General features: G+C 72.9%; 17 protein-coding genes. 6 read left to right on the plus strand and 11 right to left on the minus strand.

Annotation, left to right across the window (positions count from 1 at the left end; genetic code table 11):
• Positions 1-203 precede the first annotated feature (203 nt).
• Positions 204-1,313, minus strand: coding sequence for a M20/M25/M40 family metallo-hydrolase (locus tag BJY16_RS19805; protein WP_185041079.1), 1,110 nt, complete (start codon positions 1,311-1,313; stop codon positions 204-206).
• A 127-nt stretch (positions 1,314-1,440) separates the two neighbouring features.
• Here BJY16_RS19805 and BJY16_RS19810 point away from each other — a divergent pair, with 127 nt between their 5' ends.
• From BJY16_RS19810 to BJY16_RS19830, 5 genes are all read left to right on the plus strand, one after another.
• Positions 1,441-2,184, plus strand: a complete 744-nt coding sequence (locus BJY16_RS19810) for a GNAT family N-acetyltransferase (RefSeq protein ID WP_185041080.1) — start codon at positions 1,441-1,443, stop codon at positions 2,182-2,184.
• Complete coding sequence (locus BJY16_RS19815) at positions 2,181-2,828, plus strand: MurR/RpiR family transcriptional regulator (protein WP_185041081.1); 648 nt, start codon at positions 2,181-2,183, stop codon at positions 2,826-2,828. The genes BJY16_RS19810 and BJY16_RS19815 overlap by 4 nt, the downstream gene beginning before the upstream one ends.
• Positions 2,825-3,925: an o-succinylbenzoate synthase gene (menC, locus tag BJY16_RS19820; RefSeq protein ID WP_185041082.1), complete on the plus strand. Its 1,101-nt coding sequence runs from the start codon at positions 2,825-2,827 to the stop codon at positions 3,923-3,925. The genes BJY16_RS19815 and menC overlap by 4 nt, the downstream gene beginning before the upstream one ends.
• Positions 3,926-4,641: 716 nt before the next feature.
• The gene (locus tag BJY16_RS19825) at positions 4,642-5,346 is read left to right on the plus strand and encodes a hypothetical protein (RefSeq protein WP_185041083.1); all 705 of its coding nucleotides are present in this window, start codon (positions 4,642-4,644) and stop codon (positions 5,344-5,346) included.
• A gap of 313 nt (positions 5,347-5,659) precedes the next feature.
• The gene (locus BJY16_RS19830; RefSeq protein ID WP_185041084.1) at positions 5,660-9,379 is read left to right on the plus strand and encodes an NB-ARC domain-containing protein; all 3,720 of its coding nucleotides are present in this window, start codon (positions 5,660-5,662) and stop codon (positions 9,377-9,379) included.
• 148 nt (positions 9,380-9,527) lie between these two features.
• Here BJY16_RS19830 and BJY16_RS19835 read toward each other — a convergent pair whose 3' ends face one another.
• The 3 genes from BJY16_RS19835 to BJY16_RS19845 form a co-directional block, all read right to left on the minus strand.
• Positions 9,528-10,898 carry a transaminase gene (locus tag BJY16_RS19835; protein WP_185041085.1) on the minus strand — a complete coding sequence of 457 codons (1,371 nt, stop codon included), beginning with the start codon at positions 10,896-10,898 and terminating at the stop codon, positions 9,528-9,530.
• A 69-nt stretch (positions 10,899-10,967) separates the two neighbouring features.
• Entirely contained in the window at positions 10,968-11,690 is a 723-nt protein-coding gene (locus BJY16_RS19840; RefSeq protein WP_185041086.1) for an endonuclease/exonuclease/phosphatase family protein, read from the minus strand.
• Positions 11,691-11,706: 16 nt separating this feature from the next.
• Positions 11,707-18,138 carry a YVTN family beta-propeller repeat protein gene (locus BJY16_RS19845; protein ID WP_185041087.1) on the minus strand — a complete coding sequence of 2,144 codons (6,432 nt, stop codon included), beginning with the start codon at positions 18,136-18,138 and terminating at the stop codon, positions 11,707-11,709.
• 294 nt (positions 18,139-18,432) lie between these two features.
• Between BJY16_RS19845 and BJY16_RS19850 the strand changes: the two genes are divergently transcribed.
• A complete protein-coding gene (locus tag BJY16_RS19850; protein ID WP_185041088.1) occupies positions 18,433-19,374 on the plus strand; it encodes a DUF389 domain-containing protein in 942 nt (313 codons plus the stop codon).
• A gap of 144 nt (positions 19,375-19,518) precedes the next feature.
• Here the strand turns inward: BJY16_RS19850 and BJY16_RS19855 are convergent, their stop codons facing one another.
• From BJY16_RS19855 to BJY16_RS19885, 7 genes are all read right to left on the minus strand, one after another.
• On the minus strand, positions 19,519-19,776 hold the full coding sequence (locus BJY16_RS19855; protein ID WP_185041089.1) for a hypothetical protein: 258 nt from the start codon (positions 19,774-19,776) through the stop codon (positions 19,519-19,521).
• A gap of 183 nt (positions 19,777-19,959) precedes the next feature.
• Positions 19,960-20,628, minus strand: a complete 669-nt coding sequence (locus tag BJY16_RS19860; RefSeq protein WP_185041090.1) for a helix-hairpin-helix domain-containing protein — start codon at positions 20,626-20,628, stop codon at positions 19,960-19,962.
• 410 nt (positions 20,629-21,038) lie between these two features.
• Positions 21,039-22,391: an APC family permease gene (locus BJY16_RS19865; protein WP_185041091.1), complete on the minus strand. Its 1,353-nt coding sequence runs from the start codon at positions 22,389-22,391 to the stop codon at positions 21,039-21,041.
• Positions 22,392-22,481: 90 nt separating this feature from the next.
• On the minus strand, positions 22,482-24,323 hold the full coding sequence (locus BJY16_RS19870) for a pectate lyase-like domain-containing protein (protein ID WP_185041092.1): 1,842 nt from the start codon (positions 24,321-24,323) through the stop codon (positions 22,482-22,484).
• A 183-nt stretch (positions 24,324-24,506) separates the two neighbouring features.
• A complete protein-coding gene (locus BJY16_RS19875; RefSeq protein WP_185041093.1) occupies positions 24,507-25,169 on the minus strand; it encodes a class F sortase in 663 nt (220 codons plus the stop codon).
• Entirely contained in the window at positions 25,169-25,615 is a 447-nt protein-coding gene (locus BJY16_RS19880) for a hypothetical protein (protein ID WP_185041094.1), read from the minus strand. The genes BJY16_RS19875 and BJY16_RS19880 overlap by 1 nt, the downstream gene beginning before the upstream one ends.
• Before the next feature lie 160 nt (positions 25,616-25,775).
• Positions 25,776-26,306, minus strand: a complete 531-nt coding sequence (locus BJY16_RS19885) for a DUF2510 domain-containing protein (protein ID WP_185041095.1) — start codon at positions 26,304-26,306, stop codon at positions 25,776-25,778.
• Positions 26,307-26,387 lie beyond the last annotated feature (81 nt).

The raw sequence follows: 26,387 nt of genomic DNA on the forward strand, positions 1-26,387 counted from the left end.
CCATCGGCCTCCCTCCGGATACCCGGCTGCGCCGGCGGCGAAACCACCCGCGAAAACTCGCGAACGGGGCAACGCGCCCGCCACGCTCCCCGCCGTCGACCACGCCGTTGACCAGCACGGTGTCCACTCCGGAGGCGAGCTGCCCGGGCCGGTCGCGGGTGGACCGGTCCGGGATCATCAGGGGCGGATCGGGCAGGCCGGGATCAGCATCGTGGGGCGGTCCGGTGCAGGCCGGTGATCACAGCGGTGAGCAGCATGGTCCGCTCCGCGATGCCGGAGGCGGACACCCACTCGGTGCGCGCGTGCGCGCCGCCGCCGTGCGGGGCGAGGCCGTCCACCGTCGGGCGGCCGAGCGCGCCGGTCGTGTTGGTGTCCGCGGCGCCGTCGGCCGGGTGGCCGCCCAGCGTCTGGCCGATCCCGGCGGCGATCGCCGCGATCCGGGCCAGCAGGTCGTCGCCGGCCGCGTCCGGCTGCCAGGTGGGCCGGTGCGAGAGCAGCCGTGTGCCGACCGTGGCCCGGGACCGGACCGGTCGCAGCGCGGCCAGCTCGCCGAGGACCACCCGCTCGTCCTCCGGGTCGGCGAACCGCAACCCCAGATCGGCGTGCGCCTGCCCGGCCACCACGTTGGTCCGCCCGCCGCCCGCGATGGTGCCGGTGTTGACCAGCACCGGCCGGCCGGCGCCGAGCTCACGGACCCGCAGCAGCTGGTCGACCAGCTCGTCGATCGCGTTCGCCCCGGCGTCCGGGTCGAGCGCGGCGTGCGCCTCCACCCCGGTCACCTCGATCCGGGCCCGGGTGCTGCCGCGCCGGCCGGTCTTCAGGTCGCCGCCCGGATGTGGCGGCTCCATGCCGAGCACCGCGGACGCCCGCCGGGCCTCGGCCCGGACCAGGCCGGTCGCGGTCGGCGAGCCGATCTCCTCGTCGGCGACCACGATCACCCGGAGTTCCGGGTGCGGCCCGTCGACCGCGGCGACCGCCGCGAGCAGCGCCGCGATGCCGGCCTTCGTGTCGTAGACACCCGGGCCGCGGATCGCGTCGCCGTCCACCGTCCATGGCATCCCGGCCAGGGTGCCGACCGGCCACACGGTGTCGTAGTGGCTGAGAAACAGCAGTGGCGCTCCCGCGACGTCGCGCGCGCGCAGAGTCCAGATCAGGTGGTCGCCGGTCGGGTGCGGCTCGCGGGCGGTGTGGAAACCGGCCGCGGCCGCGTCCGCCTCCAGCATCTCGGCCAGGGCGGCCAGCGCCCGGGAGTCGCCGGTGGGCGACTCGACATGCGTGTAGCGGTGCAGCGCCGCGATCACGGGTGACGACATATGCGAACGCTAAGTTGCGTGATACCCGTTGTCAACGAGCTGCTGTGCCGTCAGGATGGCATTTATACGGTCGCTATCTTTGGCGAGCGATGCCTACCGGCCGAGTGGATCAGGGGAGGGGCCGCCGATGGATGTCGTGGTGCGGGACCTGGACGGGATCGCCGAGTGGACGGCGGCCGGGGCGCTCTACCGCGAGGTGTTCGGCTACACCGCGCCGGAGTGGGGCCTCAACCCGCGCCTGCTGGCCGCCCTCCGGGAGAACGGCGGGACGGTCCTCGGCGCGTTCACCGGAGACGGTGCGCTGGCCGGGTTCTGCTACGGCTTCGCCGGCACGTCGGGCGGCGAGTTCTACCACTATTCGCAGGCCGCGGTGGTCGCGGCGGCGGCGCAGGGTGCCGGGATCGGCCGGCTGCTGAAGTACGCGCAGGCCGCCGCCGCCCGGCGCACCGGGGCGCGGACGATGCGGTGGACCTTCGATCCGTACGCGTTGCGCAACGCCCACTTCAACTTCGCGGTGCTCGGCGCGGCCGGGATCCGGTTCCTGCCGGACTTCTACGGCGAGCCGGGCACCGACCGGATCCTGGTGAGCTGGGACCTGACCGATACGGATCCGCTGCCCGGCGCCTCCGGCCGTACCGGGAACGGGTCGGACGATCCGGAGCGGCGCGAAGCCGGCGGCGGGCGGCGGTCCGCGGTCGTGGTCGCCGCCGGCGACCGGTCGGCGGCGCCGGACCCGGCGGATCGGGCCTGGTTGCGGCAGGAGCTGCTGGTCCAGTTCGCGGCAGGGCGGACATTGGTCGACGTGGTGCGGCCGGAGGGCGACCCGGTGCGGGCGGCCTACCTGTTCGCGATCGGCGAGGATGGGGCGTGACTTCCCGAGGAACCCCCGCCGACCGCTTCGACCGGAACGTCCAGCGCCGCTCGGCGCAGGTGCTCAAGCAGCGGGTGCTGGAGCAGCAGCGGGCCGAATTCGATCAGGCGCTGGCGCGGGCCGCGGAGCAGGACGCGATCGAGCGGGCGGCCGCGCTGATCGTCTCGGCGCGGCGGCGTTACCTGATCGGCTACGGCAAGTCGCTCAGTTACGCGTCGCTGCTCGCCTCCGACCTGAGCGCCGGGCTCTCCGCGGTGCACCTGGTGGACGGCGCGTCGCTGCGGGCGCTCGACGTGCTCAGCGACATCCGGCAGGGAGATCTGCTGGTCGCGGTCTCGCTGGAGCGTTACCGGCGGGAGACGGTCGAGGTCGCCTCGGCTTACGTACGCCACGGTGGCGACCTCGTCCTGATCACCGACGCCGAGGACGCCCCGCTCACCACGGTCGCCACCACGCGCATCGTGGTCGGCACGGGCAGCGCGTCGTACGCCAACTCGCCCACCTCGATCGCGCTGGTCCTGCACCTGCTCGCGACCTTGACCATCGCCAGCTCCAAAGGCGCCGGACGGCGCCTCCGCGAGCGTGACGCGCTCGCCGCCGAGCTCGGCCTCTATGTGGAAGAACCGGTGGAAGAAGGAGCATGATCCGAATCCAGCGCGTCGACCTGCGGCGGGTGCGCCTGCCGCTGGTCCACCAGTTCCGGACCAGCTCGCACGCCAAGCGGGAGCTGGAGCACATCCTGGTGGCGATCACCGACGAGTCGGGCGCGGTCGGGTGGGGCGAGATCGCCTCGCCGAGCGGGCCGTTCTATTCGGCGGAGACGGTGGAGAGCTGCTGGGCGGTGGCCCGGGACCACCTGCGGCCGCTGGTGCTGGGGGCGGCGTGGGAGCATCCCGCGGAGCTGGCGGCGGCGCTCGGCAAGGTGCGCGGGAACCAGTTCGCGCGGGCCGGGTTCGACATGGCGGCGTGGGCGTTGTGGTCGGCTCGGCAGGGGGTTCCGCTGGCGGCGGCGCTCGGCGGGAGCCGGGCGCGGGTCGAGGCGGGGGTGTCGCTGGGGATCGAGCCGTCGATCGACGAGTTGCTGGCGCAGGTGGAGCTGCGGGTCGCCGAGGGGTATCGGCGGGTCAAGCTGAAGATCGCGCCGGGGTGGGACGTCGAGCCGGTGCTGGCGGTCCGCACGTCTTTTCCGGAAATCTCGGTACATGTGGATGCCAACGGCGCCTACCCGCTCGCTGAGCGCGACATATTCCGCCACCTGGACACGGTGGGGCTGCTGATGATCGAGCAGCCTTACGCGCCCCGAGCCTTCGTCGCCCACGCCGCCCTGCAGGAGATCCTGGAGACGCCGCTCTGCCTGGACGAGTCGGTCGAGGACGTCGAGGACCTGGTCACCGCGCTGCGACTGGGGGCCGGCCGGATCCTCAACATCAAGGTGTCCCGGATGGGCGGCCTCACCCCGGCGGTCCGCGCCCACGACCTGGCCCGGGACGAGGGCATCCCGGTCTGGTGCGGCGGCATGCACGAGTTCGGCATCGGCCGGGCCGCGAACGTGGCGCTCAGCTCGCTGCCCGGCTTCACGCTGCCGTCCGACGTCTCCGGCTCGGACAAGTACTACGCCCGGGACATCACCACCGAGCCGGTGGTCTGCGAGTCCGGCTTCGTCGCGGTGCCGTCGGCGGCCGGGCTGGGCTGGGAGCCGGACCTGGCGTTCCTGGAGGAGTGCACGGTCGACCGGCTCTGACCGCGCCTTTTGTCTGGCCGGCGGTTGCCGGATCAGCGCGGTTACGGCGGGTAGCCGGTCGGGTACTCGGCTCTGATCTCGGTGTGCACGCCGGGTGGGCCCCGATGTCGCGAGGGTCACCCGGGCTCGGCTGATGTGACAAGTCTCGATACATTTGGCCGGCATCGGACAGGGGAGGACACCAAGTGACCGGCACGGGGGCTGAATCCGGCGGCGGGACGACGCCGGAGCCGACTTCGCAACCATCCAGCGCGCCCTCGTCCGGGCCGCCTCCCGAGGCCTATCAGCCTCCCGCGTCGCCGGTGTCCGAGCCGGCTGCGGCGCCGAGCGCCTGGCCGACGACTCCGGAGCCGTGGATCTCGCCGGCCAGCCAGCCGCCGTCGGACCCGTGGGCGCGGCCCGGCGACGCCTCGTCCCCTCCTGATCACCCGTTTCCGCAGCCTCCGCCGGCTCAGCCTTTTCCGCAGCCTCCGCCCCCTCCGGCTCAGCCTTTTCCGCAGCCGCCTCCGCCGTTCGCCGGGCAGCCGGCGGCCGGTTACCCGGCCCCGCCACCCGGGGCCTACCCGCCGGGGCCCTACCCGGCGCCCGGCGCCTACCCCGCGCCCGGCGCCTACCCCGCGCCCCCGGGATACGGCACACCCGGCTGGCCGCCGCCCCCGGCGAGCCCGGCCAGCCGCCGCCGGGGTGGCGCCGTCGCCGGCGGGATCATCGCCGGCGTGATCGCGGTGATCGTCCTCTGCATCGGCGGGATCGCCGTGATCGGTAACCGGATCGCCGACTCGGCCCGGGACGGCGCCCGCGACTTCCCGTACAGCCTGCCCTCGGACTATCCGACCTTCGACCCGGACACCACGGACCCGGACGCCCCCGGGCCGGACGCGACCGAGCCGACCGCGGAGTCGACCGGCCCGGTGGCCAGCGGGGTCCCGGCCAAGGACATCTACGACCTGAACCAGGTCTGCGACGACAACACCTACTTCCCGGCAGCGCCGAAACGCTCCGGCAAGGCCCCGCACCCGGTGGTCCTGCTGACCAAGAACAACCCGACCTCGGTGCGCTTCAAGAACCCGGTCTACTACTTCGACGACGAGGGCACCTCGGACGCCGCCGAGCGCACCTGGGCCAGCGACGACCCGGCCAACGTGCAGATGGTCGCCTGCCTGGACCGGGTCACCACCGGTACGAAGATCAGGAACTGCAAGTACGACGAGCCGAAGCCGTCCACCGCCGCGCTCTACCACGCGAACTGGCGTCTCCGGGTCTACGAGGTGGCCACCCGCCGCCAGCTGCTGGACAAGAAGCTGACCGGGGACGAGACGGCCTGCCCGTTCTCGGTCCTGGTCGGCGACGACAAGAAGATCTACGCGACCACCAGCGACCACTCGGTCGTCTCGGCGCTGCGGAAGCTGGTCAAGCAGTAGCCGGGCACGGCCCAGCTCCGTTGGTTCCACCGTGACGCACGGCATACGGTGGCGGAGATGGGCCGGAGCGGCCGGCGCGATGCTCGGCCGCGCCCGCAAGCCGCCCGTCCCGGTCCCGCCGTCCTCGGTCCCGCCGGATTCCGCGCGATCGGGTTCCGTGCCGCCGGGTTCGATGCCCGCGGGCTCCGTGCCGTCGGGCTCGGCGCCGACGGAATCCGTGCCGCGGGGTTCCGCGCCGGTGGGCTTGGCGTCGTCCGGCCTGGGGCCGCCGCCGGTGCCCGGGCCTCGGCCTTCGGTGGATCCGGGTGACCTGGTGGAGCGCGTCGAGCTCCAGGACCGGCTGCGGGAACTGGTGCTCGCCCCGCCTGCCGACCCCGAGCAGCCCGGTGTCGTCGGAATCCACGGTGCCGGCGGTTTCGGCAAGAGCACGCTGGTCGAGCAGGTCAGCCGGCTGCCCGAGGTCCGCGAACGATTCCCGGGCGGCGTGCTGTGGGCGGCCGTCGGTCAGCGGCGGACCGGCGCGAGCCTCGCCGAGCTGATCGGCGACCTGATGACGCGGGTCGGCGCGGAGCGGCCCGCGGTGGTCTCACCGATGCAGGCGGGCCGGCGGCTGGCGACCGTGTTGGATCAGCATCCGCCGTTGCTTCTGGTGCTCGACGACGTCTGGACGACGGACCAGCTGGACCCGTTCCTGACCGGCGGCCCGGCCAGCCTGCGGGTGGTCACCACCCGGGTGGCCGGCCTGCTCGGCCCGGATGCCCCGCAGGTGGCGGTCGGCCGGATGACGCACGACGAAGCCACCGCCACGCTCCTGCACGGCCTCCTCGGCCTGCCGCTGCCGGATCTCACCGCCCTGCTGTCCCTGACCGGCCGATGGCCGCTCCTGCTGACCCTGACCAACGCCCTCCTCCGCGAACACACCACCGCACGGCATCCCAGCCCGCCTCCCACCACCGCCCCGGGTCTCGGCGTTTCGGGCGCCACCACCCCGCGGCCCGGCGCATCTTCCACCACCCTGCGTCCCGGCGTTTCCGGCCCCACCCCGTGTCCCGGCGTTTCCGGCGCCACCAACACGCCCGGTACAGCTACCTCGCCGACCCCCACCTCGCCGACGTCGTTGACCGCCTCTGACCCGGCGCCCCCGCAGGTGAGTGGGGCTTCGCGGGGCGGATCGAGCGGGGGAGTGCGGGCGCCGATGGATCTGCGTGGGGCGGCGCAGCGGCTGGTCGACCAGCTCGGTGCGGACGGTACGGTGGCGCTGGATCCGGCGGTGCCCGGCGAGCGGGAGCGCGCCCTCGACCGGGTCGTGCAGGCCGCCCTGGATCTGCTGTCCGAACCTGATCAGCGGCGACTCCTCGAACTCGCGATCCTGCCGGAGGGCGCGGCGATCCCGGATCAGACCCTGGACCTGCTGTGGTCCGGCACGGGCGGTTTGTCCCCGGCCGCTTCCTCCGAGGTGCGTACGACCCTCGCCCGCCTCCGCCTCGTCCACCACGCCGGCGGGGCCACGAGCGTGGGTCACGTGCTCCGGGCGTACGTCCGAGATCGCCTCCCGGACACCGAGCTGCCGCAAGTGCATCGCCGCCTGGTGGAAATGGCCCGCCCGCGCAGCGGCGGCCCGTGGTGGACGCTGCCGCAAACGGACCGCTACCTGTGGCGACACCTCGCTTTCCACCTGCGCGAGGCCCGCTGGTGGGACGAACTGTTCGTGGTCACGACCGACCTCCAGCGCCTGGCGATCGGCATCCCGATGCTTGGCATAGCCGCCATGGTGGCCGATCTGGATCGCCTGCCTGACCCGCGCGCGACAGCGCTGCGCGCTCGCCTGACCCGAGCGGCCCCGCTGTTGCGCCCGATCCGTCCGGCCGCCGCGTTCGCCGATGTCCTGCTGTCCCAGCTCGCCGGCTCCCCCGAACTGGCCGCCGAGGTGACCAAGTTCGCCGCCGAACAACGCCCCCGAGCCGCCCTGCGTCCCCGATGGCCTCTACCCGACGTGGGCCCCGACAGCCTGACCCGAGTCATCACCCCCGGAACCGGCTGGCTCGACTGCGCCGCCGCCGCACCCACCACTGCCCCGAGCAGCGCGTCCACCAGCGCACCCGCCGACGCCCCGAGCAGCGCGTCCACCAGTGCGCCCAGCGCCGCAGCGGCCTCCGCCCCTGTCGCCCACCAGGCCGCACCGGGTGGCAGCAGCCTCGCGGCCGGCGGCACCAACGGCGTGATCACCCTCGTCGAGGCGACCTCCGGCACCCTCCTGGGCCGGCTGACCGCCCACGCCGGTGGCGTGAAAGCCCTGGCAGCGGCCGGCACCCGGCTGGTGTCAGGCGGTGCGGACGGAACGCTGCGGCTCTGGGACGTGCGGCGTCAACTCCTGGAGCAAACCCTGTGGACCACCTCGGGCGAGATCCCCGCGCTCGCGGTAACCCCGTCCGCCGACCGGATCGCAGCGGTGAGCAGCCGCGGCGAGCTGGCCGTCTTCGATCAGAACGCCCGGTCCTTCACCTGGTTCTCCGCCGATCCCTTGGTCAGCTGCGCCTTCCTGACCCCCGACCGACTGCTGACCGTCGAAGCAACCGGCACCCTCACCGAACACCACCTCCGAACCGGCCGAAGCCACCCCCTCCCGCTCCCGTCGCCGGTCGCCTCCGGCCCCGCCCCGTCGCCGACTCCCGGGTCAGTGGCTCCCCGCCCAGCGCCGTCCGGGACGACGATCGACTCGTCGCAGGAACGTGCCCTGATCACCGCGATGGCGGTGGATCCGGTCGGGCAGTGGGTCGCGCTGAGCCGAACCGACGGCGAGATCCATGTGCACTCGTTGCCCGCCGAAAGCGTGCCGGTCGCGTCGGGCGGTGACAGCCCGCCGGTTGTGCTGCGCGGGCACCGGGGCCGTGTGAGCGCGCTGTGCGTCTCCGGCGACCGGATCATCTCGGGTGGCGAGGACGGCACGGTCCGGGTCTGGGACCGCTACGGTCCGCAGGTCGCTCTGGTCCGCGCGCACGCGGGCTGGGTGACCTCCGGTGTGCTCGCGGCCGACCGGCGCACCCTGATCACCACCGGCAGCGACGCCACCATCCGTGTCTGGGACCTGCCCCGCCTCGTCCAGGAAACCGTGGCCGGCCCGATCGACTGGGTGAACACCTGCGCCCTCACCCGCGCCGGCACCGAGCTGACCACCGGTAGCCGCGACGGCGTGGTCCGCCTGTGGCGCAGCACCGACGCCACCGCCACCGCGATCTGGTCCACCGGCGAGCCGGTCCTCCAATGCATCCCCGCCCCGGACAACCGCTGGCTGCTGGCCCGCTGCCCCAGCCGAACAGTCCTCCTCCACCGCCCCACCCCCAAGCCCGAGGCGCCGTGGAGGGTCGAGGAATGGTCGACGGCGGCCGGCAGCGCGGTGTCCCCCGACGAGGACCTCGTCGCGCAGTGGGACGAGCACGGCGCCGTGGAGATCCGATCGGTCACCGGCACCGCTTTCTTCCGCCGCACGCACAGCCGCCCCGTCCAGGCCGCTGCCTTCCTGCCCCGCCACCGCCTCGTCTTCGCGGACGACTCCGGAACCCTGACCACCTGGCAATTCCGCACCGACCGCACCCGCTCCGGCCCAGCCTGGCCGTTTCCCACCACGGCCGGTCCGCGGGTCCGCGCCATCCAGTCAGTCGCCGACCGAATCGTGGTGATCGATGCTGTCAGCGTCGCTCTCTTCGACCCCCGAACCATCCGCCTGATCGCCGCCGCCCCTCTCCCGGACGACCCGGTGACCCACGGCGCGGTCTCCCCGGACGGCCGCTGGCTGGCCACCACCAGTGAGTCCGGTGAACTACGAGTCTGGCCTCTCCGAGAACTGACCGGCGATCCGGAGCCGATCGCCGCGATGCGAGTCGACGGCGCCCTCTTCGAGTGCGCCTGGACACCGGACAGCCTCGATCTCTACGCCGCCGGCCAACGCGGCGTGTACGCCTTCACGTTCCGCCCACCCCGAGCCACCTCCCGCCCCTCTGCCCCGACCCGAACGCCCGCTCCCGGCCCCACCTGAACACCCGCTCCTGGCCCCGTCCTGAACACCCGCTCCTGGCCCGACCTGAACACCCGCTCCTGGCCCGACCCGGACACCCGCTCCTGGCACGCTCCGCCGGCCGCGCCGCTAGCCACGTCCCATCGCCGCGCGCTCGGTCCCGGCCGGCTCAGGAGCGGGTCAGCTCGGTCAGCGCGGCGTCGAAGATCTCGTGGTGGCGGGCGACGTCGTCGAGCGTCGTCTCCGGGCACATCAGCGCCATGTTGTGGAACGGCGTCAGGAGCACCCCACGGTTGGCCAGGTAGACGTGCAGGAAGTCCTCCAGCTCCGCGTCGGCGCCGGCGGCCGACTCGGTGCCGTTGCGGGGAGCCGGGTCGGCGAACCGGTATTCCACCCGGGCGCCGAGACGGCTCACCGACCAGGGCAGACCGTGCGCGGTGATCAGTTTCTGGATGCCGTCGGCGAACGCCGTCGCCGTCGAGATCATCGTGGCGAAGGCGCCCTCGGTGAGCACCTCCTCCAGCGTCGCACGGGTCGCCGCCATCGACACCGGGTTACCGGCGAGCGTGCCGCCCACCCCGCCCATGTCGACCAGGTCGAGATCGCCGCGCCCGGTCAACGCGTCGGCCAGCTCCGCGGAGAGCCCGTAGGCGCCCACCGGCACGCCCCCGCCGATCGCCTTGCCGATCGTCAGCACGTCCGGCTGCAGGCCCCAGAACCGTGTGGCGCCGCCCGGCCCGGCCGAGAAGGTGTGCGTCTCATCGTTGATCAGATAGGTGCCGTATTTCCTGGTCAGCTCGCGGACCCCGGCGAGATAGCCCGGCTCGGGCAGGACGATGCCGATATTCGTCAGGGCCGGCTCCATCAGCACCGCGGCGACGTCCCCGTGCGCCAGCTCCCGCTCCAGCCCGGCCAGGTCGTTGAACTCGGCGACCCGGCTGGTCTCGGTCACGTCGACCGGCGCGCCGACGTTGCCCTCCCGGCTGCGCCCGTGCCCGTCCGGGCCGACCACGATCAGCGACTCGTCCACCGAGCCGTGGTAGCAGTAGCTGTTGACCAGGATCTTCGGCCGCCCGGTGACGGCGCGCAGCAACCGGATCGCCCACCGGTTGGCGTCGGTCGCGGTCAGCGCGAAACTCCAGAACGGCAATCCGAATCGGGCAGCCAGCTCGGCGCCGACCACCGCGGCGTCCTCGGTCGGCAACATCGTGGTGGCGCCGCCCAGCTCGCCGAGCCGCCGGGTGACCGCCGTGACCACCGGCGCCGGCGAGTGGCCGGCCATCGCCCCGGTGTCGCCGAGGCAGAAGTCGACGAACTCGTTGCCGTCGATATCGGTCAGGCGGTTGCCCCGGGCGGTCTTCAGGTAGACCGGGAAGCCGGCCGCGGTCTTGTTCATCCACGTCATCGGGACGCGCCCGAAGAGATGGTCGGCGCGACTGTAGGCCGCCGCGGACCGCGGATGCCGCTCGACGAAAGCGGCCCGCTCGCGGTCCGCCAACTGCTGAAGAATGACGCGGTCAACACCGGAATCCGTTGCCATGAGGCGAAGCTACCAGGGATTCCTCGGTTGCTGATCGGACCACGGTCTGATTCCGAAATCAGACCGTGGTCAGATGTCAGCCGCCACCCCGTAGTGGTCGGATAGGAAAACGCGTCGCCCGCCGGGCAGGACCACCTCGTCCTGCAGCACCAGATCGGCGTGCGCGGTGATGCCACCACGGACCAGGAGGTGATCGAATGCGGGCGGGTGCGGCCACTGCGGCGTGGGGCGATAGGTCGGTCGCGGATCGCCGGCCATCGCGTCGGCGAGCCCGGCCGCCGTCCGGAAATCCCGCAGGACGGAGGCGTCCCGCGGCAGGTTCAGGTCACCGGTCACCACCACCGGCCGGTCCGGACCGATGTCCGCCAGCAGCCGGGCCAGCACGTCCAGCTCGGCCCGCTCCACGCGGGTGTACCGGTTGTCCGGCGACCAGTCGTCGTCCCGGTTCGCCGACAGGTGCGTGTTCACGATGACCAGCTCACCGATCTCCACGACCAGCGCGCCCTTGCGCATCAGGAACTCCGGCCGCACCGGTCCGCTCATCGGGAAGCGGACGAAGCGCCACCGCTCGATCGGCCGCCGGGACAGCACGACCAAACCCCCTTTGAGTACGACCGCGCCCGCGCACGCCGAGTGCGGAAACTCCCGGCGCAGCAGGTTCGCGTGGGGGCGGTACATGACCTCCTGCAGGCACACGACGTCGAAATCGGACGCCCGCAGGATCTCGCCGAGAGCCCGCAGCCGCACCCGCACGTCCCCGGTGAACAGCGCGTTGAAGGTCAGCAGGCGCATCCGGCAAGAGTATCGATCACTCCTCGGCCGCCTTCAGCACGGTGACCGCGCCGTCGCGCCCGGCGGTGACGTAAAGACGCAGGCCGTCGGGGGAGATCGCGATCACCCGCGGGCTGTCGCCGACCTTGATCGTGGCGGTGATCTGCTTGTCGGCCAGGTTGAGGACCGAGACGGTGTCCGAGCCCTCGTTCACCACGTAGGCGTGCACACCGTCCGCCGACACCATGACTGCTTGTGGCAGCTTGCCGACCGAGTACCGCTTGATCAGCTTCAGCGTCGTCGTGTCGTAGGACTCCACCGTGTTCACGTCGTAGTTGGTGACCAGCACGGTCTTGCCGTCCGGGGTGACCGCCACGCTGTGCGGCGACCGCCCGACCGTGATGTTGTTCAGCACCCGCCCGGTCCTGGTGTCGATCACCGACATCCGGCTGGACTCGTGGTCCGAGGTGAAGGCCCGGGTGCCGTCCGGCAGGAAGTCCACCCAGTGCGGATTCGGCGGGACGCTGATCTGCTGCACCTTGGCCAGCGTGGTCCCGTCGTAGATCTCCACCCGCGCGCCGTTGTGGATCGGCAGCCAGACCCGGCCGTCCGCGGCGACCGCCGGTTCGAAGGGACGTGGCCCGGTCTTCACCGACTTGATCAGGCTGCGCTTGGCGGTGTCGATGACCGCCATGCCGTTCGCGCTGAAGTCGTTCTCGAACATCGAGACGTAAAGCTTCGTCCCGTCCTTGGACAGCCCGAGGAAGCGCGGCGTGTTCGGCACCGCGACCGAGGCGATCTTCTTGTCGTCCGCCCCGATGAAGAACACCTCCTTGGCGCCCTGGTCAGCGACGTAAACGGTGCCGTTGTCCGGCGAGACCACGACGCCTTCCGGCTCGCGCCCGACGCCCTTGACGGTGTCGACCACGACCGGGACGGCAAGGCTCGCCGGCGCCTTCCGCGCCGGATCGGTCGGCGGGGTGGGGACTGCCGACTGGCCTCCGCCGGGCTGTTGCTGCTGGGGCGCGGTGGCGGTCGGTTGAGCGACCGGCTCGTCATTCCGGCCGGACACGTAACGGATCCCGAGGTACGCCCCGGCCGCCAGCACCATCGCGAGGAGGAGGACGCCCGCGACCCGCAGGTGCCGGCGGGACGCCGGACGGCCCTCCGGGTAGGAGCCGGCGCCGTTCGGGGGTGCCGTCGCGCCGCCGGGCTGCTGCCAGCTCGGCGAGTTCGGCCAGCCGGCGGGCGACGTGGGCCAAGCGGGATTCGTTCCTTGGCCCGGCTGCCAGCCACCCTGTCCGGCCTGTCCCGGCTGCCAGCCACCCTGTCCGGCCTGTCCCTGCTGCCAGCCACCCTGTCCGGCCTGTCCTTGCTGCCAGCCCGGGGCAGCCGGCGATCCCGCGACGCCGGGCGCGCCGGCCAGCCCGCCCGCCCGCGTCCAGTCGTCCGGGCCGTCCCAGCTCACCCGCCCCGACGGCGATCCGGCGATGCTGCCGCCGCTGGCGGTCCCGCTGTTCGGGACTGCGCCGGCGACTCCGCCGAAGTCCGCACCCGGTCCGGCCGTACCGCCGAAACCGGCCCCGTGTCCCGGAGCGATGGCCGGGCCCTGTTGCCGGGTGGGGTCGTCGGCGTCCGGCCACCCGGCGGCGGCTGCCATGCCGGGGACCGTTGTCTCGTCGGCTGCCGATCGCTGGCCGGCGTCGCCGGGCCAGCCGGGTTGGCCGCGGTCGGGCGTCTGAGCCTGACCCGGCGCGGGATGTCCGCCCCACGCGGGGGAGCCCGATCCGGGCCGGCTCTGGGTGGCGCCGGCCGCCGGATCAGCCGGGCGGTCTTCCGAGGCGGGGCGTGGCCAGCCGCCGGCTGCGGCCGCTGCCGAGCCCGCCTCCCACGGGAGTCTGGGCGGCGCGTTCCTGCTCTGGTCGGCGGGCCAGCTCCCTCCCGGACCGGCCGGGTCCGGCTGGGCGGCATGGCCCGCGTCGCCGGCGTCGCTCGCGGCCGCGGGCACCGGCCACCCGGTTCCGGGTGGGGTCCGCTCGATCGCGTCGTCGTGCGCGACGCGGTCGCCGGGCCACGGGCCGGCGGGCCCGCCAGGAGCCGCTCCCGCGGTTGCGGATCCGTTCGCCGGCCACGATCCGGTCGGGTCGCCATCGGCGGTCGCGACCACCGGCGCCGACTGACTCGCCGCCGGTGGGAAAGTCGCCAGGTCGGGTGCGCCGGGTTGTGGTTCGTCGGCCGGCGGCTCCGGGTGATGCCCCGCCGAGGCGGCAGCGTCCGGTGTGTCACGGTCATCCTGGCTGCCGGTCTTCTCGGACGACTGCGCGGCGAGCCAGCTGCCCACGAAGCCACCGGCGAACCCGGCCGCAGCGCCGCTCCCCGCACGCTCAGATCCGCCGCTGCTCCCGCTGCCTCCGCTGTCTCCGGTGCTCCCGCTGCTCCCGGTGCGTCCAGTGCTGTCGGTTTCCGCGGCGCTGGCCGCTCCGTTGGTGGCGGCCCTGCTCTCGTCGCTGCTCTGATCATCGCCGTCGAGCGTGCGAGCCGCGGAGACCTCGGCGACGTGGGGTGCGCTCGGAATGTGCTGCTCTTCCGTGTCGTCGGCCGGACTGGCTTGCCACGCCACGGTGTCGCTGCCGGAGTCCATCGGAACCGAGTCCCACCGATCGCGGGTAGAGCCCGCATCCGGGCGGACGCCGGCGCGGGATTCGTTCCGTGCCTCGGCGCCCGATTCGGCGTCCGCGCTCACGTGCCAGGTCTGCGTGGAGTTCCCGGAGCTCGCGCGCAGCGCCTCGGCATCCTGATCATCGACTGGTCGCCGTTCGTCAGGCTCCGCAGCGATGCCAGCAGCGGCCGCCAGCAACCCGGGCGAATTGTCATCGTCGGTTGCCCGCGCTGCGGGCGGACTGTCACCGTCGGTTGCCGGCGCCGCGGGCGAATTGTCATCGTCGGTTGCCCGCGCCGCGGGCGAATTGTGATCGTCGGCCGCCGGCACCCTGAGCGAACCTTCAGCGCCGATCCCCGGCACCCTGAGCGAGCCTTCAGCGTCGGTCCCCGGCGACCTGGGCAGACCTTCGGCGTCGGTCGTTGGTGCCTTGGGCGAGCTGGCGGCGGTTGCCGACACCGTGGGCGAGCTCGGCCACAGCCCGAGACTCTGCGTGCTGGTCGCCGGCTCAGCCGGAGAACCCGGCCAGATGTCCGTCGGCAGCGTCACCGCTGCCGGATCCGAGGCCGCCTGATCCGGCTGGCTCGGAGCCACCTGGTCGCCGTCGACCGGAGGCGCCAGGCGATGCCCGGTCGAGTCGGCTGCGTCCGGTGCGACCGGGATGGCGTCGCCGGACGTTTCGGGACCGAGGCTGCTTCCGGACGCCGGGTCGGCAGCGCTCCACGTGCCGCTGTCCGCTGCGGCTTGCTGATCGTCCACGAGCGGGCCGCGCTGGGCCGGCGTGTCGCTGCCGACCTCGGCCGGACGATAAGGCCGCACGCCGATGGGCTGGCTGAACTGGACTTCGTCCTCGTCCCCGTCCCGGGACTCCGGGCGCTCGCGAGGGTCGGTGTCTCGGGCTTCGCGGCGCTCCGAGGATTCTGCCTCAGCGGAATAGGAGCCCGGCCACGGAACGATCCGTGGAGCCGCGGAAAGCTCCTCCACGGCTGCGGTCTCGTCCGTGGGCGCGGTGTCGTTCGTGCTCGACTGCGCGCTGGACCAATCGGCAGTCGCCGGGGCGGAGCCGGCGCCAGATGTCTCGTCGGGCCAGAGTCCGCTCGGCTGAGTGGGCGGCAGTGCCGTGACACCGGTAGTGGTACTCGCCTGCCGGGTGGGCGTTCCGGTGGGCACGCCGCCCGGCGCGGACTGGTGCTGGCCAGGCGTTTCGGTGGCTGCGCTGCTGGGCGCAGGCTGGTGCTGGCCAGGTGTTTCGGTGGCTGCGTTGCCGGGCGCAGGCTGGTGCTGGCCAGGTGTTTCGGTAGCTGCGCTGCTGGGCTCGGGCTGGTGCTGGCGCGGTGGTTCGGCCGGTGCGCTGCCGGGCTCGGGCTGGCGTTGGCCCGGTGGTTCGGCCGGTGCGCTGCCGGGCTCGGGTTGGCGTTGGGTGGGGGTCTCGGTGGATGGCCACGCCGCGGCGGTGGTCGACGCGGCCGGGCCGGACTGCTGGCCGGCGTCGGGGGACTGGGCCCACCAGGTGCCGCTCGGGCGGGCGAGTTCCTCGGTGGCACCGTCGGACCAACCGCTGGACGCCGTGGCGGGACGTTGCGGCCGACCCGACCATGGGCCGCGAGGAGTCGTTGCCGGCTCCGCCGCGGAGTCGTGGTGCGAAGAGGCGGTCTGCCCCGGAAGGCCTTGCGACGCAGCACTTCGTCCCGGGACGCCGTGCGGTGGAGCAGCTTGTCCCTGGACGCCGCTCGGCGGAGGGGTCTGACCCGGTCCCAGTGGCCGGGTGACCTGGTCGTCCGGATCGGCTGTGGGTTGGGGGCCGCCGGAGTAGCCGCGCTGAGCGGGCACGGGACTGCTGCCGGGCGGGGCGAAGGGCTGGCCGGGCGGGTGGAAGAGCTGGCCGGGCGGGGCCGACACCTGGCCGGTCACGGGCGGAACCTGGTAAGGCGTGGGAGACGCCTGGTAGCGCGGGCGCGACACCTGGTCGGGTGCGGGCTCGGCGCGACCGGGAGGGGGTTCGGGGTGCTGGCCGGTCGGGTTTCCCTGGGGCTGCCCGGACGCGGCTTGTCGCTGGTCGGCGGATGCTGCCCACGGATCCACCGGGGCGCCGGAGGGCGGCCGGTGGAACTGTGGCGAAGCGCCGGAAGTAGGAGCGCTGGAGGTGGGCGCGTCCGGCCAAGGGTCGACCGGGGCGCTCAGCGACGGCTGTCCGGGCCATGGCCCCTGAGGAGCGCCGGAAGTGGGCTGCCCGGGCCACTGGCCGTGCGGCGGCCCGGAAGTGGGCTGCGCTTGCCGCTGGCCGTGCGGCGGCCCGGAAGTCGGCTGCTCGGGCCGCTGGCCGTGCGGCGGCCCGGAAGTGGGCTGGCTCGCCGTGCCGGACGGGGCCGGTGGGCCGGAGACCGGGGGCTGCGTGCCGTTGCCGTTGTACCACTGCGGGGGTGGCGGCGGCAGAACACGCGGAGGTGCCGGGACTGGCTGGGCCGCCTGCTGAGGCGATTGCGGCGCTGCGGGGGAGTCGGCCTCCGCGGAGAGGGCGGGACCGCCCTGCGGGAAAGCGGCGGGAATGCCTTGGCCCGAGGCTGCCGGAGCAGGCTGCAGCGGAACAGCGGGAACGCCGTGCGGCGGAAGACCGCCCTGCCCGGGAACTGCCGGGGCACCCTGGGGGACGGTGCCCGGACCGCCGTGCGGAGTGGTGCCCGGCGCGGGGAAGGCGGTTGCCGGTGCGGACTCGGCGTAGGTGTCCGAGACCTCGCCGGTGACGGTGAGCTGGGCGGAGCCGGCCGGGCCGTCGACGGTGACCACGCCGTCCAGGCGGCCGGCGGTGGGGAACCACGAGACCCGCAGCTGGTCACCCTCCAACGTGGCGTGCAGGTCGTCCGCCGACGTCGTCACCGTGGACGTGGCGACCAGCGGTGGGCCGGTGACGGGCACCCGTACCGTCAATTGCTGGGTGCCCGGGGCGACGCGGCCGAAAGCGATCGAGGTCTCCGCGACCCGCAGCGAGGTGCGGCGGAGCGCCGCGGAAGCGGCGGCGGCGACCCGGTCGTTGCCGGTGGCCATCCGGCTCAGGGTGGCCCGGGACCGGGCGGCGTGCGGCAGGTCCCGGCCCGCCGCCGCGGCGGCCAGCTCGGCGATCACGGCCATCTGGTCGCTGCCGGGCTTGCGGACCTTGGCGATGTACGGCTGGCGGCCGGAACCGTAGATCCAATGGCGGGCGGTCGGGTCGCGTTCCCGCAGGTGGTCGAAGATCTCGTCGATGCCGATGTAGCCGTCGCGGTCGCGGTCGGCGGCGCCGCCCCGGATCCCGTCGGCGAGCAGGCCGGCGAAGGTGGGCGGCTCGGGGCGGGCCGCCGCGGTGATCACCACGCGGCTGCGGGCGTCGGCGGCGCGGGCGGCCGGGAAGTAGGCGCCGGCGTCGACCGGGCCACCGGTGCGGCCGTCCAGCACGATCACGATCTGGCCGGCCTGGCTGCGGTGCATCAGCGCGTCGATCCTGGTCACGTCGACCGCGGTGTCGGCCGGGCGCTGCATGACGGTGTCCGGAGTGGCCAGGTAGAGCCCGCCGGCCGGGCCGGACAGCAGGATGCCGCGGAAATAGATCAGCAGGCTGTCGGCGCCGCTCCGGCCGTCGCAGAGGGCCTGCAACCGCTGGTAGGTGTCCCAGGTCTCCGGGTCCTGCAGGAACTCCACCTCGAACCCGCCCAGACCGGGATCGCCCAGCACGGCGGCGAGAGATCGCACGTCCGCCGACGGCACCGCGTATCTGCGCAGGACGGGATCGTCGTGGTGTTCGACCGTCACCACAACCGCCAGTCGTCGCCCGCTCATCGCATCACCCTTGGTCCATGGTGCGACGTTCGGCGCCGGGCCGGAACCCCCGGAAGATTACGAAGTGTCCGCGCCCGATGACCTTCCGTTGTTGATCTTTGTCGGGTTGCGGGCGTTGTGCGGCGATCTAGCAGGTCCGACGTGGTCGTGCCGGGAACTTCCGGCGGATCCGCCACGGTGTGCCGATTTCACCGGATCCGGTGTCGGAGATCCGTCACCGGCCGCCGCGCGCCGCGCGAGGAGGGTGAACGGAAAGATCGCCTCTAGACTCACGGTCCGAGGTGAGAGATCGAGATGCTTCACGTACGGGTGATCGCGCCGGCCGCCGTCTCCGAGAAGGTTCAGCACCTGCTCGCTGCCGAGGAGGCGGTCACGCACCTGGTGGTGCTGCCCGGTGTCGCCGTGGCGCCGCGCGGCGACCTGCTGGAGTTCGACGTGGTCCGGGAGGGCGCCAGCCGGCTGCTCGACCAGCTGCGTGACCTCGGCCTGGACCGGGACGGCTCGATCGTGGTGGAGCGCGTCGACGCGGCCCTGAGCGCGGCCGCCGACCGGGCCGCGCGGCGCACCCCGGGGCTGGGCGTCGACGCGGTCGTCTGGCACGAGCTGGAACATCAGACCGGCGAGGAGACCGAGCTGTCCGCCTCGTTCCTGGCCTTCATGATCATCGCGACCGTGATCGCCGCCCTCGGTGTGCTGCTCGACCAGCCGATCCTGATCGTCGGGTCGATGGTGGTCGGTCCCGAGTTCGGGCCGCTCGCGGCGCTCTGCGTCGGCCTGGTGCAACGCAAGTACCGGCTGGTCCGGCGGTCGCTGATGGCCCTGGGCGTGGGCTTCCCGATCGGCATGCTGGTCACCATGCTGGCGGTCTGGCTGCTCACCGCGGCCGGCCTGGTGGACCGGTCGATGCTGCTCGCCGACCGGCCGCTGACCGACTTCATCTGGCGGCCGGACGCGCTGTCCTGGGTGGTCGGTTTCCTCGGCGGGGTCGCCGGGATGCTGTCGCTGACCTCGGCGAAGGCCGGCACCCTGGTGGGCGTGCTGATCTCGGTGACCACGGTGCCGGCCGCGGCCAACACGGCGGTGGCGCTGGCCTACGTGATCGGCAGCCGGGAGCCGGGGCGGCTGCTGGCCGAGGCCGGCGGTTCGGCCCTGCAGCTGGTGATCAACCTGACCGCGATCGTGATCGCCGGGGTGCTCACCCTGCTGGTCCAGCGGCACGCCTGGCGACGCGGCTGACCCACCCGGCGACGAGGCCGACCCGCCCGCCGCGATCTGCTGACCGGGATGCGGCGCTGATGCCGACCCGCCCGCCGGGGCGCGGCGGTGATGCCGAGCCGCCGGCCGCGGGGAGGGAACAGGGCCGGGTCGGTCGGGGCGGGTTCAGACGGTGATGTCCAGGACTCGGCCGGCCGGGAGCGGGCGGGGGTCGCTGAGCGCGGCGACTTGGGCGGCGCGGGTGGCTTCGACCCGGGCCACCTCGGCCGAGGCGGTCGCGATGGTGGCCCGGTCCGAGGCGACGGTCTGCGGGCTGGCGTCCACCGCGTTCAGGTCCACGGCGAGCTGACGCTGGGCGCGCTGCAGGCGGCTCCAGGCGACGTGGCTGCTCCAGGTCGAGGTGGTGACAGCTTTGACGGCCATGGTGTGCTCCTTGGGGGGACGGCAACCGGACGGCTCCCTTCATCGGCCGGGCCGCTCCTGAGCTGCTACTTTTCGCAGTGGTCTGGGTAACAATACGGTCGCGGCGGTAACCCTCCCCGGAGTGCGGGCGAACGACGGCGGCCCGGCGTCCGTGGACACCGGGCCGCGACGTGCGGGGGCTGGTCAGCCGATCAGCGCCTTGGCCTTCTCCGGCCAGGTGTTCAGGCTCGCCGAGCCGCGCATCCCGGAGGCGATGATCGCCTGCTTGAGCTCGGCCGGGTCGCTGGCCGCCAGCTTGGCGTAGGTGGTGATGCCGGCGGCGGCCAGGGCCATGGCGACCTTCGGGCCGATGCCGGCGATCTTGGTGAGGTCGTCCGGCTCGGTGACCCCGACCGGCTCGACGATCGGCGACGCCTCCTCGGCAGCCTCGGAGATCGGCTCCTCGACGACGGCGACAGTCTCGGCGGCGACCGGCTCGGCGGCGACCGGCTCGGCGGCGGCGACGGCCGCGGCGGGCTCCTCGGTGGCGACGACGGCCTCGGCTCCGACCGGCTCGGCGACAGCGGCGGGCTCGACCGGCTCCGCGGCCACGACCGGCTCCGGCGCGACAACCGGCTCGGCAGCCTCGACCGGCTCGGCGGCGACGACCGGCTCCGCAGCCTCGACCGGCTCGGCCACCGCGCCCGGCTCCGGAAGAGCGACGGTCTCAGCGACCGGCTCGGCCTCGGGAGAAGCGGCCGGCTCGGCCTCGGGAAGAGCGACGGTCTCGGCGGCCGGCTCGGCCGCGGGAAGGACGACGGTCTCGGCGGCCGGCTCGGTCCGCGGAAGCACGACCGTCTCCACCTCGGTCACCGGCTCGATGACCGCGGTCTCGGCAACCGCGTCCGCTTTGTCCTCGTCGACCAGGACGGCGACCGCGGCGGGCTCGGCGACGGCGGAGGAGCCGGACTCCGAAGCGCCGGAGGAAGAGGCGCCGGAGGAGGAGGCGCCGGAGGAAGAGGAGGCGACGGGGGAGGGGGCAGCGGCAACGGGAGCGGACTCAGCGGCAGCCGAAGCGGCAGCAACCGGCGCAGCCGTGACGGACGCCGCCTGAGCAGCCCCGTCACGACGACCCCGAATGAACCAGCCGGCTATCAGGCCGATCACGAGCCCGGCCACAAGGGAGAGAAATGATGCCATATCGGGCCTCCGGGCAGGAGATGAGGGTGCATGTGGTAGCGCGCAGCTTCCCACATCACCTTCCGTAGCCACGATCAGGGTGCTCACTCGACCAGATGGTGTGGCTCCTCATGCCGGACGAACCGGTTCACCGTGTACGTGATCGCCCAGAGCCCCACCCCGATGAGCAGCAGCACCCCGGCCACCTTGTAGTCCTCCGCGGCCCGCCCGCTCAGCGGACTGGCCAGGAACGCGCACGCCAGCGCCCCGAGCACCGGGATCACCGTCGGCGCGTGGAAGTGGTCGTGCTCGACCCGGTCCCGGCGCAGCACCAGCACCGCGATGTTGACCACGGTGAAGACGCAGAGCAGCAGCAGCGCGGTGGTGCCGCCCAGCGCGGTCAGGTCGGCGAACCAGATCAGCCCGAACGCGATCAGCGTGGTGAAGACGATCCCCACCCACGGGGTACGCCGGGTCGGATGCACCCAGCCGAGCACGCGCGGCAGGACCTTCTCGTTCGCCATCCCGTAGAGCAGCCGGCTGGCCATCATCATGTTGATCAGCGCGCTGTTCGCCACCGCGAACATGGTGATCCAGGCGAACAGCCAGATCGGGAACCCGGGCGCCCCGGCCTGCACCACCTTGAGCAGCGGCGTCTCGCCCTCGCCGAGCTGTGCGGGCGGGACCAGGGCGACCGACGAGATGGCCACCAGCACGTAGATCAGCCCGGTCAGGCAGATCCCGGTGAGCATCACCTTCGGGAAGATCCGCACCGGGTCGCGGGTCTCCTCGGCCATGTTCACCGAGTCCTCGAAGCCGACCATGGCGAAGAAGGCGAGCGCGGTAGCGGCGGTCACCGACAGCGCGATGCTCTCGCCGGGCGGCGTGTTGAAGTCGCCGAGCCGGGACAGGTCGCCCTCGCCGCCGCCGATCGCCCACGCGCCGATCGCGATCACGATCAGCAGGCCGGTCAGCTCGACGCAGGTCAGCACCACGTTGGCCTTGACGCTCTCGCCGACGCCACGGAAGTTGATCAGGGCGACCAGGGTGATGAAGCCGAGCGCCACCGCGGTCGGGGCGAGGTCGGCGTGCAGGGCCGAGCCGAAGTTCCCGGCGAACGCCTTGGACGCGCTGGACGCCGAGGTCAGCCCGGAGCACATCACCGCGTAGGCCACCATGAAGGTGAGGAAGTGCAGGCCGAACGCCTTGTGCGTGTAGAGCGCCGCGCCGGCCGCCCGCGGATACTTGGTGACCAGCTCCAGGTAGCTGAAGGCGGTCAGCAGCGCGACCACGAAGGCGAGCAGGAACGGCAGCCACACGGCACCGCCCACCTCGTTGGCCACCTTGCCGGTGAGGGCGTAGACGCCGGTGCCGAGGATGTCGCCGACGACGAATAGCAGCAGAAGTCCCGGCCCGATCACCCGTTTGAGCGACGGTTCAGCGGTGCTCGCAGTCATCTCTCCGGGATACCCGGGATCGCCGGAAAAAGAAACGCGGTGGTCACTCTCCGCTGAGAGAGTGACCACCGCTTGTTCCAAGAACCCCGATTACGGTACGGCGGGGTAGTCGTTCACGTAGACCGGCACACCGATCTTCGTGGTGTCGGCCGCCTCGCCCACGCCGTTGACCACGTGGTCGATCGTGCCGGCGCTCAGGTTGACGGTCATGATGTGGTGCAGCTTGACGCCCGGCGTCTGCGGGACCTCGAAGCCGTTCTCGGTGTGGATCGACGGGTTGTTCTGGTTGAACACGTAGACCCCGGCGCCGTACAGCTGGTGGGTCTTGACCTTGGCGCCGACCTTGTAGCCCGCGTAGCCCTCGACCGAGCCGTTCATCCAGTCCGCCTGCGTCGGCGGGTCGTACGGCAGCTCGTTCTGGTAGAGGATCGTGGTGCCGCCGTTGCCGTTCCAGACGGTGTTGTACTTCTGGAAGTGCTCGACGAACAGGCCGGTGGCGGTCACGTCGTCACCGTTGATCACCGCGCCGTAGGTGCCGGTGTTGGTGTTCCACCGCTCGGTGTCGCCGCCGGTGAAGCCCTCGGCGCCGTGGTCGGCGCGCCACACCCAGGTGTGGTCGATCAGCACGTGGTCGCTGTTGACCTCGAGCGCCGTGTCGGACTTGCCGACGTGCGGGCCACCCACCCGGAAGTAGACGTCCTGCAGCGAGGTCGGGTTCTTCGGCGTGGTGAGCAGGCCGAGGCTGCCCTTGCGGCCGACGCGCAGCAGCGCCGACGACTTCTGCGTGCCCGCGTCGATCGAGAGACCCGCGACGGCCACGCCGGGCACGTCCTCGATCTGCAGCGGAGTGGCGCCCTTGACCGCGGTCAGCGTGGCGTGGCCGAGACCGAGCACCACGGTGTTCGGCCGGATCACGTCGATGGTGCGGTCGATGTTGTAGACACCCGGCGTGAACAGCAGGTGCTTGCCGAGCGCCAGGGCCAGGTTGATCTTCGCGACCGGGTCACCCGGCTTCGCCACGTAGAAGGCGCTCAGCGGCAGGGTGCGGCCGGGGGAGTCCCAGGTGACGCCGGTGGTGTTGCGCTCCACGGCGGGCACCCGGACCTGGTACCTGCCCTGGGCGTCGACGAACAGGTACGGCTTCTCCCGGCTGACCGGGGTCTGCGCCACCGTGGTGTAGGGCGGGTTGGGGAACGCCGACTCGTCCGGAGCGCCCTTGACGCCGGAGAAGACCTGGTTCCACACGCCGTTCGACCAGCTGCCGACCTCGCTGTTGCGGGTCAGCCACTGCTGCTGCGACCCGTTGACGATGGTCTCCGCCTTGGCGTCGGCGATGAAGCCGCCGGAGGCGTACTGCGGGCCGGCGGTGCAGTAGTCCATCAGCGACAGGGTGCCGCCGGTGAAGTTCACCCGGCGCAGCGAGACCGCCTGCGAGACGGCCCAGAAGTTCGCCGTCGACCGGCAGCCGTCCTGGCCCTTGCCGTTGATGTTGACGGTCAGGTTGGAGACGGTGCGCCAGAAGTTGACCAGCGCGAGGCAGTTGCTCGTGCCGCCGTTCTCCAGGCAGCGGTTGTAGACCTCCACCTTGCCGTTGATCACCACGTCGCCCGGGTTGGCGCCCAGGCCGCTGATCTCGGTGTAGTAGCCGACCTTGACCTGCAGTGGCTGGTCGGCGGTGCCGTAGGTGCCCGGCTTGAAGAGGAAGGCGTACCGGTCGGTGCCCATCTCGTTGTCGACCTGCTTGGCGTTCGCGGCGTCCAGGGTGGCCTGGATCTCGCTGACCGGCTGGCTCGGGTCGAAGACGGTGACGTGGGTGCCGAGGTCCGGCACGGAGGGGGAGTACGCGGCGGCCGGCGCGGCCTGCGCCGTGATCGCCGTGACGGCCAGGCCGAGCGCGAAAGCACCCGCGCCGAGCCGGCGGATTCTCGTCATGCGGAGGAGTCCCTTCCGAAACAAGATCGCAATGAACCAGGTCACGGAAGCAATCGGCGTAGCTCCATGTCAAGTGCCGGGAAGAGGCATACGGGCTGCAATCCGGGCAAGCCGCCTAGGTTCCGGAACCTGAATACTTCTCAGTGGTCGGAACCGGTCCCGGGAGCGCTCTCTAATACGTTTTTATGGAACCAATGCCGCGAAAACCACGATGTTGGAGCGATAGCTGCCACGGTCCCGGTCGAAGGACCCGCCACAGGTGATCAAACGCAGGCTCGGGCCGGACGTGTCGCCGTAGACCTCGTCGCTGGGGAACGCCTTCTTCGGGTAGCTGGCCACCTTGGTGACCCGGAAGCGCGCCACGGAACGGTCGGCTCGGCGTACCGAAAACGTGTCTCCGGTCGTGAGCTCCCGCAACCGGAAGAAGACCGCGGGCCCGTCGCGCGCGGTGTCCACGTGCCCCACGATGATCGCCGGGCCGGGCTCGCCCGGCGTCGGCGAACCGCGGTACCAGCCGGCCGGCGCGTCGGAGCGCAGCGGCGGCACGTCCAGGGTCCCGTCGCCGCGCAGCCCGATCGTGCTGACCGGGGTGTGCACGCCGATCGCCGGGATGTCCAGGCGGTCCGGCGCCGACGGGCGGAGCTGGTGCTGCTGCGGCCGCCGCTTCTTCGCGGTGGCGGTCGCCGCCGGGCTCGGCGCCGGCACGCTCTCCCAGGCCCCGACCGGCGGCGGCAGCGCATCGTCGGTCCGCAGGCCGATCGCGGTGATGCTGCCGCCGAGCACGGCGAGCAGCACGGAGAAGGCCGCGGCGCGGCGGTCGCGGATCGTCAGGCGCGGCGCCCGCATCAGTCGCGAGCCGCGCGGCCGACCGCGAACCGTGCCGTGACCAGCGCCGCCAGCAGCAGGAACGTCCCGGTGACCAGCAGCGACGCGCGCCGGCCGTCGAGCCCGCTGCCGCCGCCCGCGTCCACCCCGCCGCTCGGCGTCCGCTTGGTCGAGGCGGACGCCTTCGGCTTCTTCGACGGCGTGGCGACCGGCACCTCGGCCGGATCGTCACCGGACGGCGGGGCCGCGGTCGTGGCGCCGCCGGTCTGCTTGGGCGACAGGGTGCCGGGCGGCGCCGACCCGGTCACCGGCGGCAGCGTCTCGGCCGGCGACGACGCGGCCGGTCCGCCCAGCGTGGTGTTGTTGTCGCTGTCGCAGAAGGACAGCGTCAGCGCCAGCAGGATCAGCAGCAGCGCCGCGATGCCCAGGGCGACCAGCCAGTTCCGGCGTGCCGGGGAGTCGGCCATGACCGTGACCTCCGGGGGGTCCGGCGGCCGGGCCGAGCGTGCGGGTGGATCAGCGGTCGTCCCGGCCGCTCGCTTCGATGACAGTCAACTACCCCACCCGCATGGTTTTCCATGCCTGCAGGAGTGGTTTCCGTTCCTGTCCGGTCCCCGACAGTCGGCGTCAGCCGAGCAGGACGAAGGCGACCACCCCGGCCAGCACCACGACGGCCAGGGCGACCAGCAGCAGCGGGTGCACGGGCAACCCGGCCGCGTGCTTCGCGGCCGGCCGGTTCGCCGGCTCCGCCGCCGCCACCGGGGCGGAGAACGGGTCGGGGTCGGTGAAGAACGGCGCCGGGCCGTCGACCGGGGGCATGGCGTACGCGAGCTGCTCCGCGGGCGGCGCCGGCAGCGCCCCGCCGGTCGACGGGCCGCCGGTCCGGGCCGCCGGGAAGGCCGCGCCGGCCGCCCCGCTCGACTGGGTCGCGAAGATCGCCGCGCCCTCCGGATCGGCCGGAACCACGGTGTGCGCGCCCGGCACCAGCGGCCCGCTCGGCGCCGCGGCCGGGTAGTAGCCGCCCAGCCCGGCGGTCGGCGGCAGCACGGCCGGGCCGGGCTGCAGGTGATCGGTCCACTGCTGCCCGTCCCACCAGCGGGTGGCGGGCAGGCCGCTCGGGTCGGCGTACCATCCGGCGGGCTGCGCGGGGATCGTCATCGTGCGGGTCTCCTCGTTGCTTCCGGGGACACGCACCATCGGGCCGCGCCGGGCCGCCTTGAGGTTTCGGCAGCCCGGCGC

Source organism: Actinoplanes octamycinicus, assembly GCF_014205225.1.
GTDB classification, from domain to species: domain Bacteria; phylum Actinomycetota; class Actinomycetes; order Mycobacteriales; family Micromonosporaceae; genus Actinoplanes; species Actinoplanes octamycinicus.

Coding starts and splice junctions, on each gene's coding strand:
- BJY16_RS19805 (WP_185041079.1), bottom strand. CDS start 1,313: ATGTCGTCACCCGTGATCGCGGCGCTGCACCGCTACACGCATGTCGAG.
- BJY16_RS19810 (WP_185041080.1), top strand. CDS start 1,441: ATGGATGTCGTGGTGCGGGACCTGGACGGGATCGCCGAGTGGACGGCG.
- menC (WP_185041082.1), top strand. CDS start 2,825: ATGATCCGAATCCAGCGCGTCGACCTGCGGCGGGTGCGCCTGCCGCTG.
- BJY16_RS19835 (WP_185041085.1), bottom strand. CDS start 10,898: ATGGCAACGGATTCCGGTGTTGACCGCGTCATTCTTCAGCAGTTGGCG.
- BJY16_RS19840 (WP_185041086.1), bottom strand. CDS start 11,690: ATGCGCCTGCTGACCTTCAACGCGCTGTTCACCGGGGACGTGCGGGTG.
- BJY16_RS19845 (WP_185041087.1), bottom strand. CDS start 18,138: ATGAGCGGGCGACGACTGGCGGTTGTGGTGACGGTCGAACACCACGAC.
- BJY16_RS19850 (WP_185041088.1), top strand. CDS start 18,433: ATGCTTCACGTACGGGTGATCGCGCCGGCCGCCGTCTCCGAGAAGGTT.
- BJY16_RS19855 (WP_185041089.1), bottom strand. CDS start 19,776: ATGGCCGTCAAAGCTGTCACCACCTCGACCTGGAGCAGCCACGTCGCC.
- BJY16_RS19865 (WP_185041091.1), bottom strand. CDS start 22,391: ATGACTGCGAGCACCGCTGAACCGTCGCTCAAACGGGTGATCGGGCCG.
- BJY16_RS19870 (WP_185041092.1), bottom strand. CDS start 24,323: ATGACGAGAATCCGCCGGCTCGGCGCGGGTGCTTTCGCGCTCGGCCTG.
- BJY16_RS19875 (WP_185041093.1), bottom strand. CDS start 25,169: ATGCGGGCGCCGCGCCTGACGATCCGCGACCGCCGCGCCGCGGCCTTC.
- BJY16_RS19880 (WP_185041094.1), bottom strand. CDS start 25,615: ATGGCCGACTCCCCGGCACGCCGGAACTGGCTGGTCGCCCTGGGCATC.
- BJY16_RS19885 (WP_185041095.1), bottom strand. CDS start 26,306: ATGACGATCCCCGCGCAGCCCGCCGGATGGTACGCCGACCCGAGCGGC.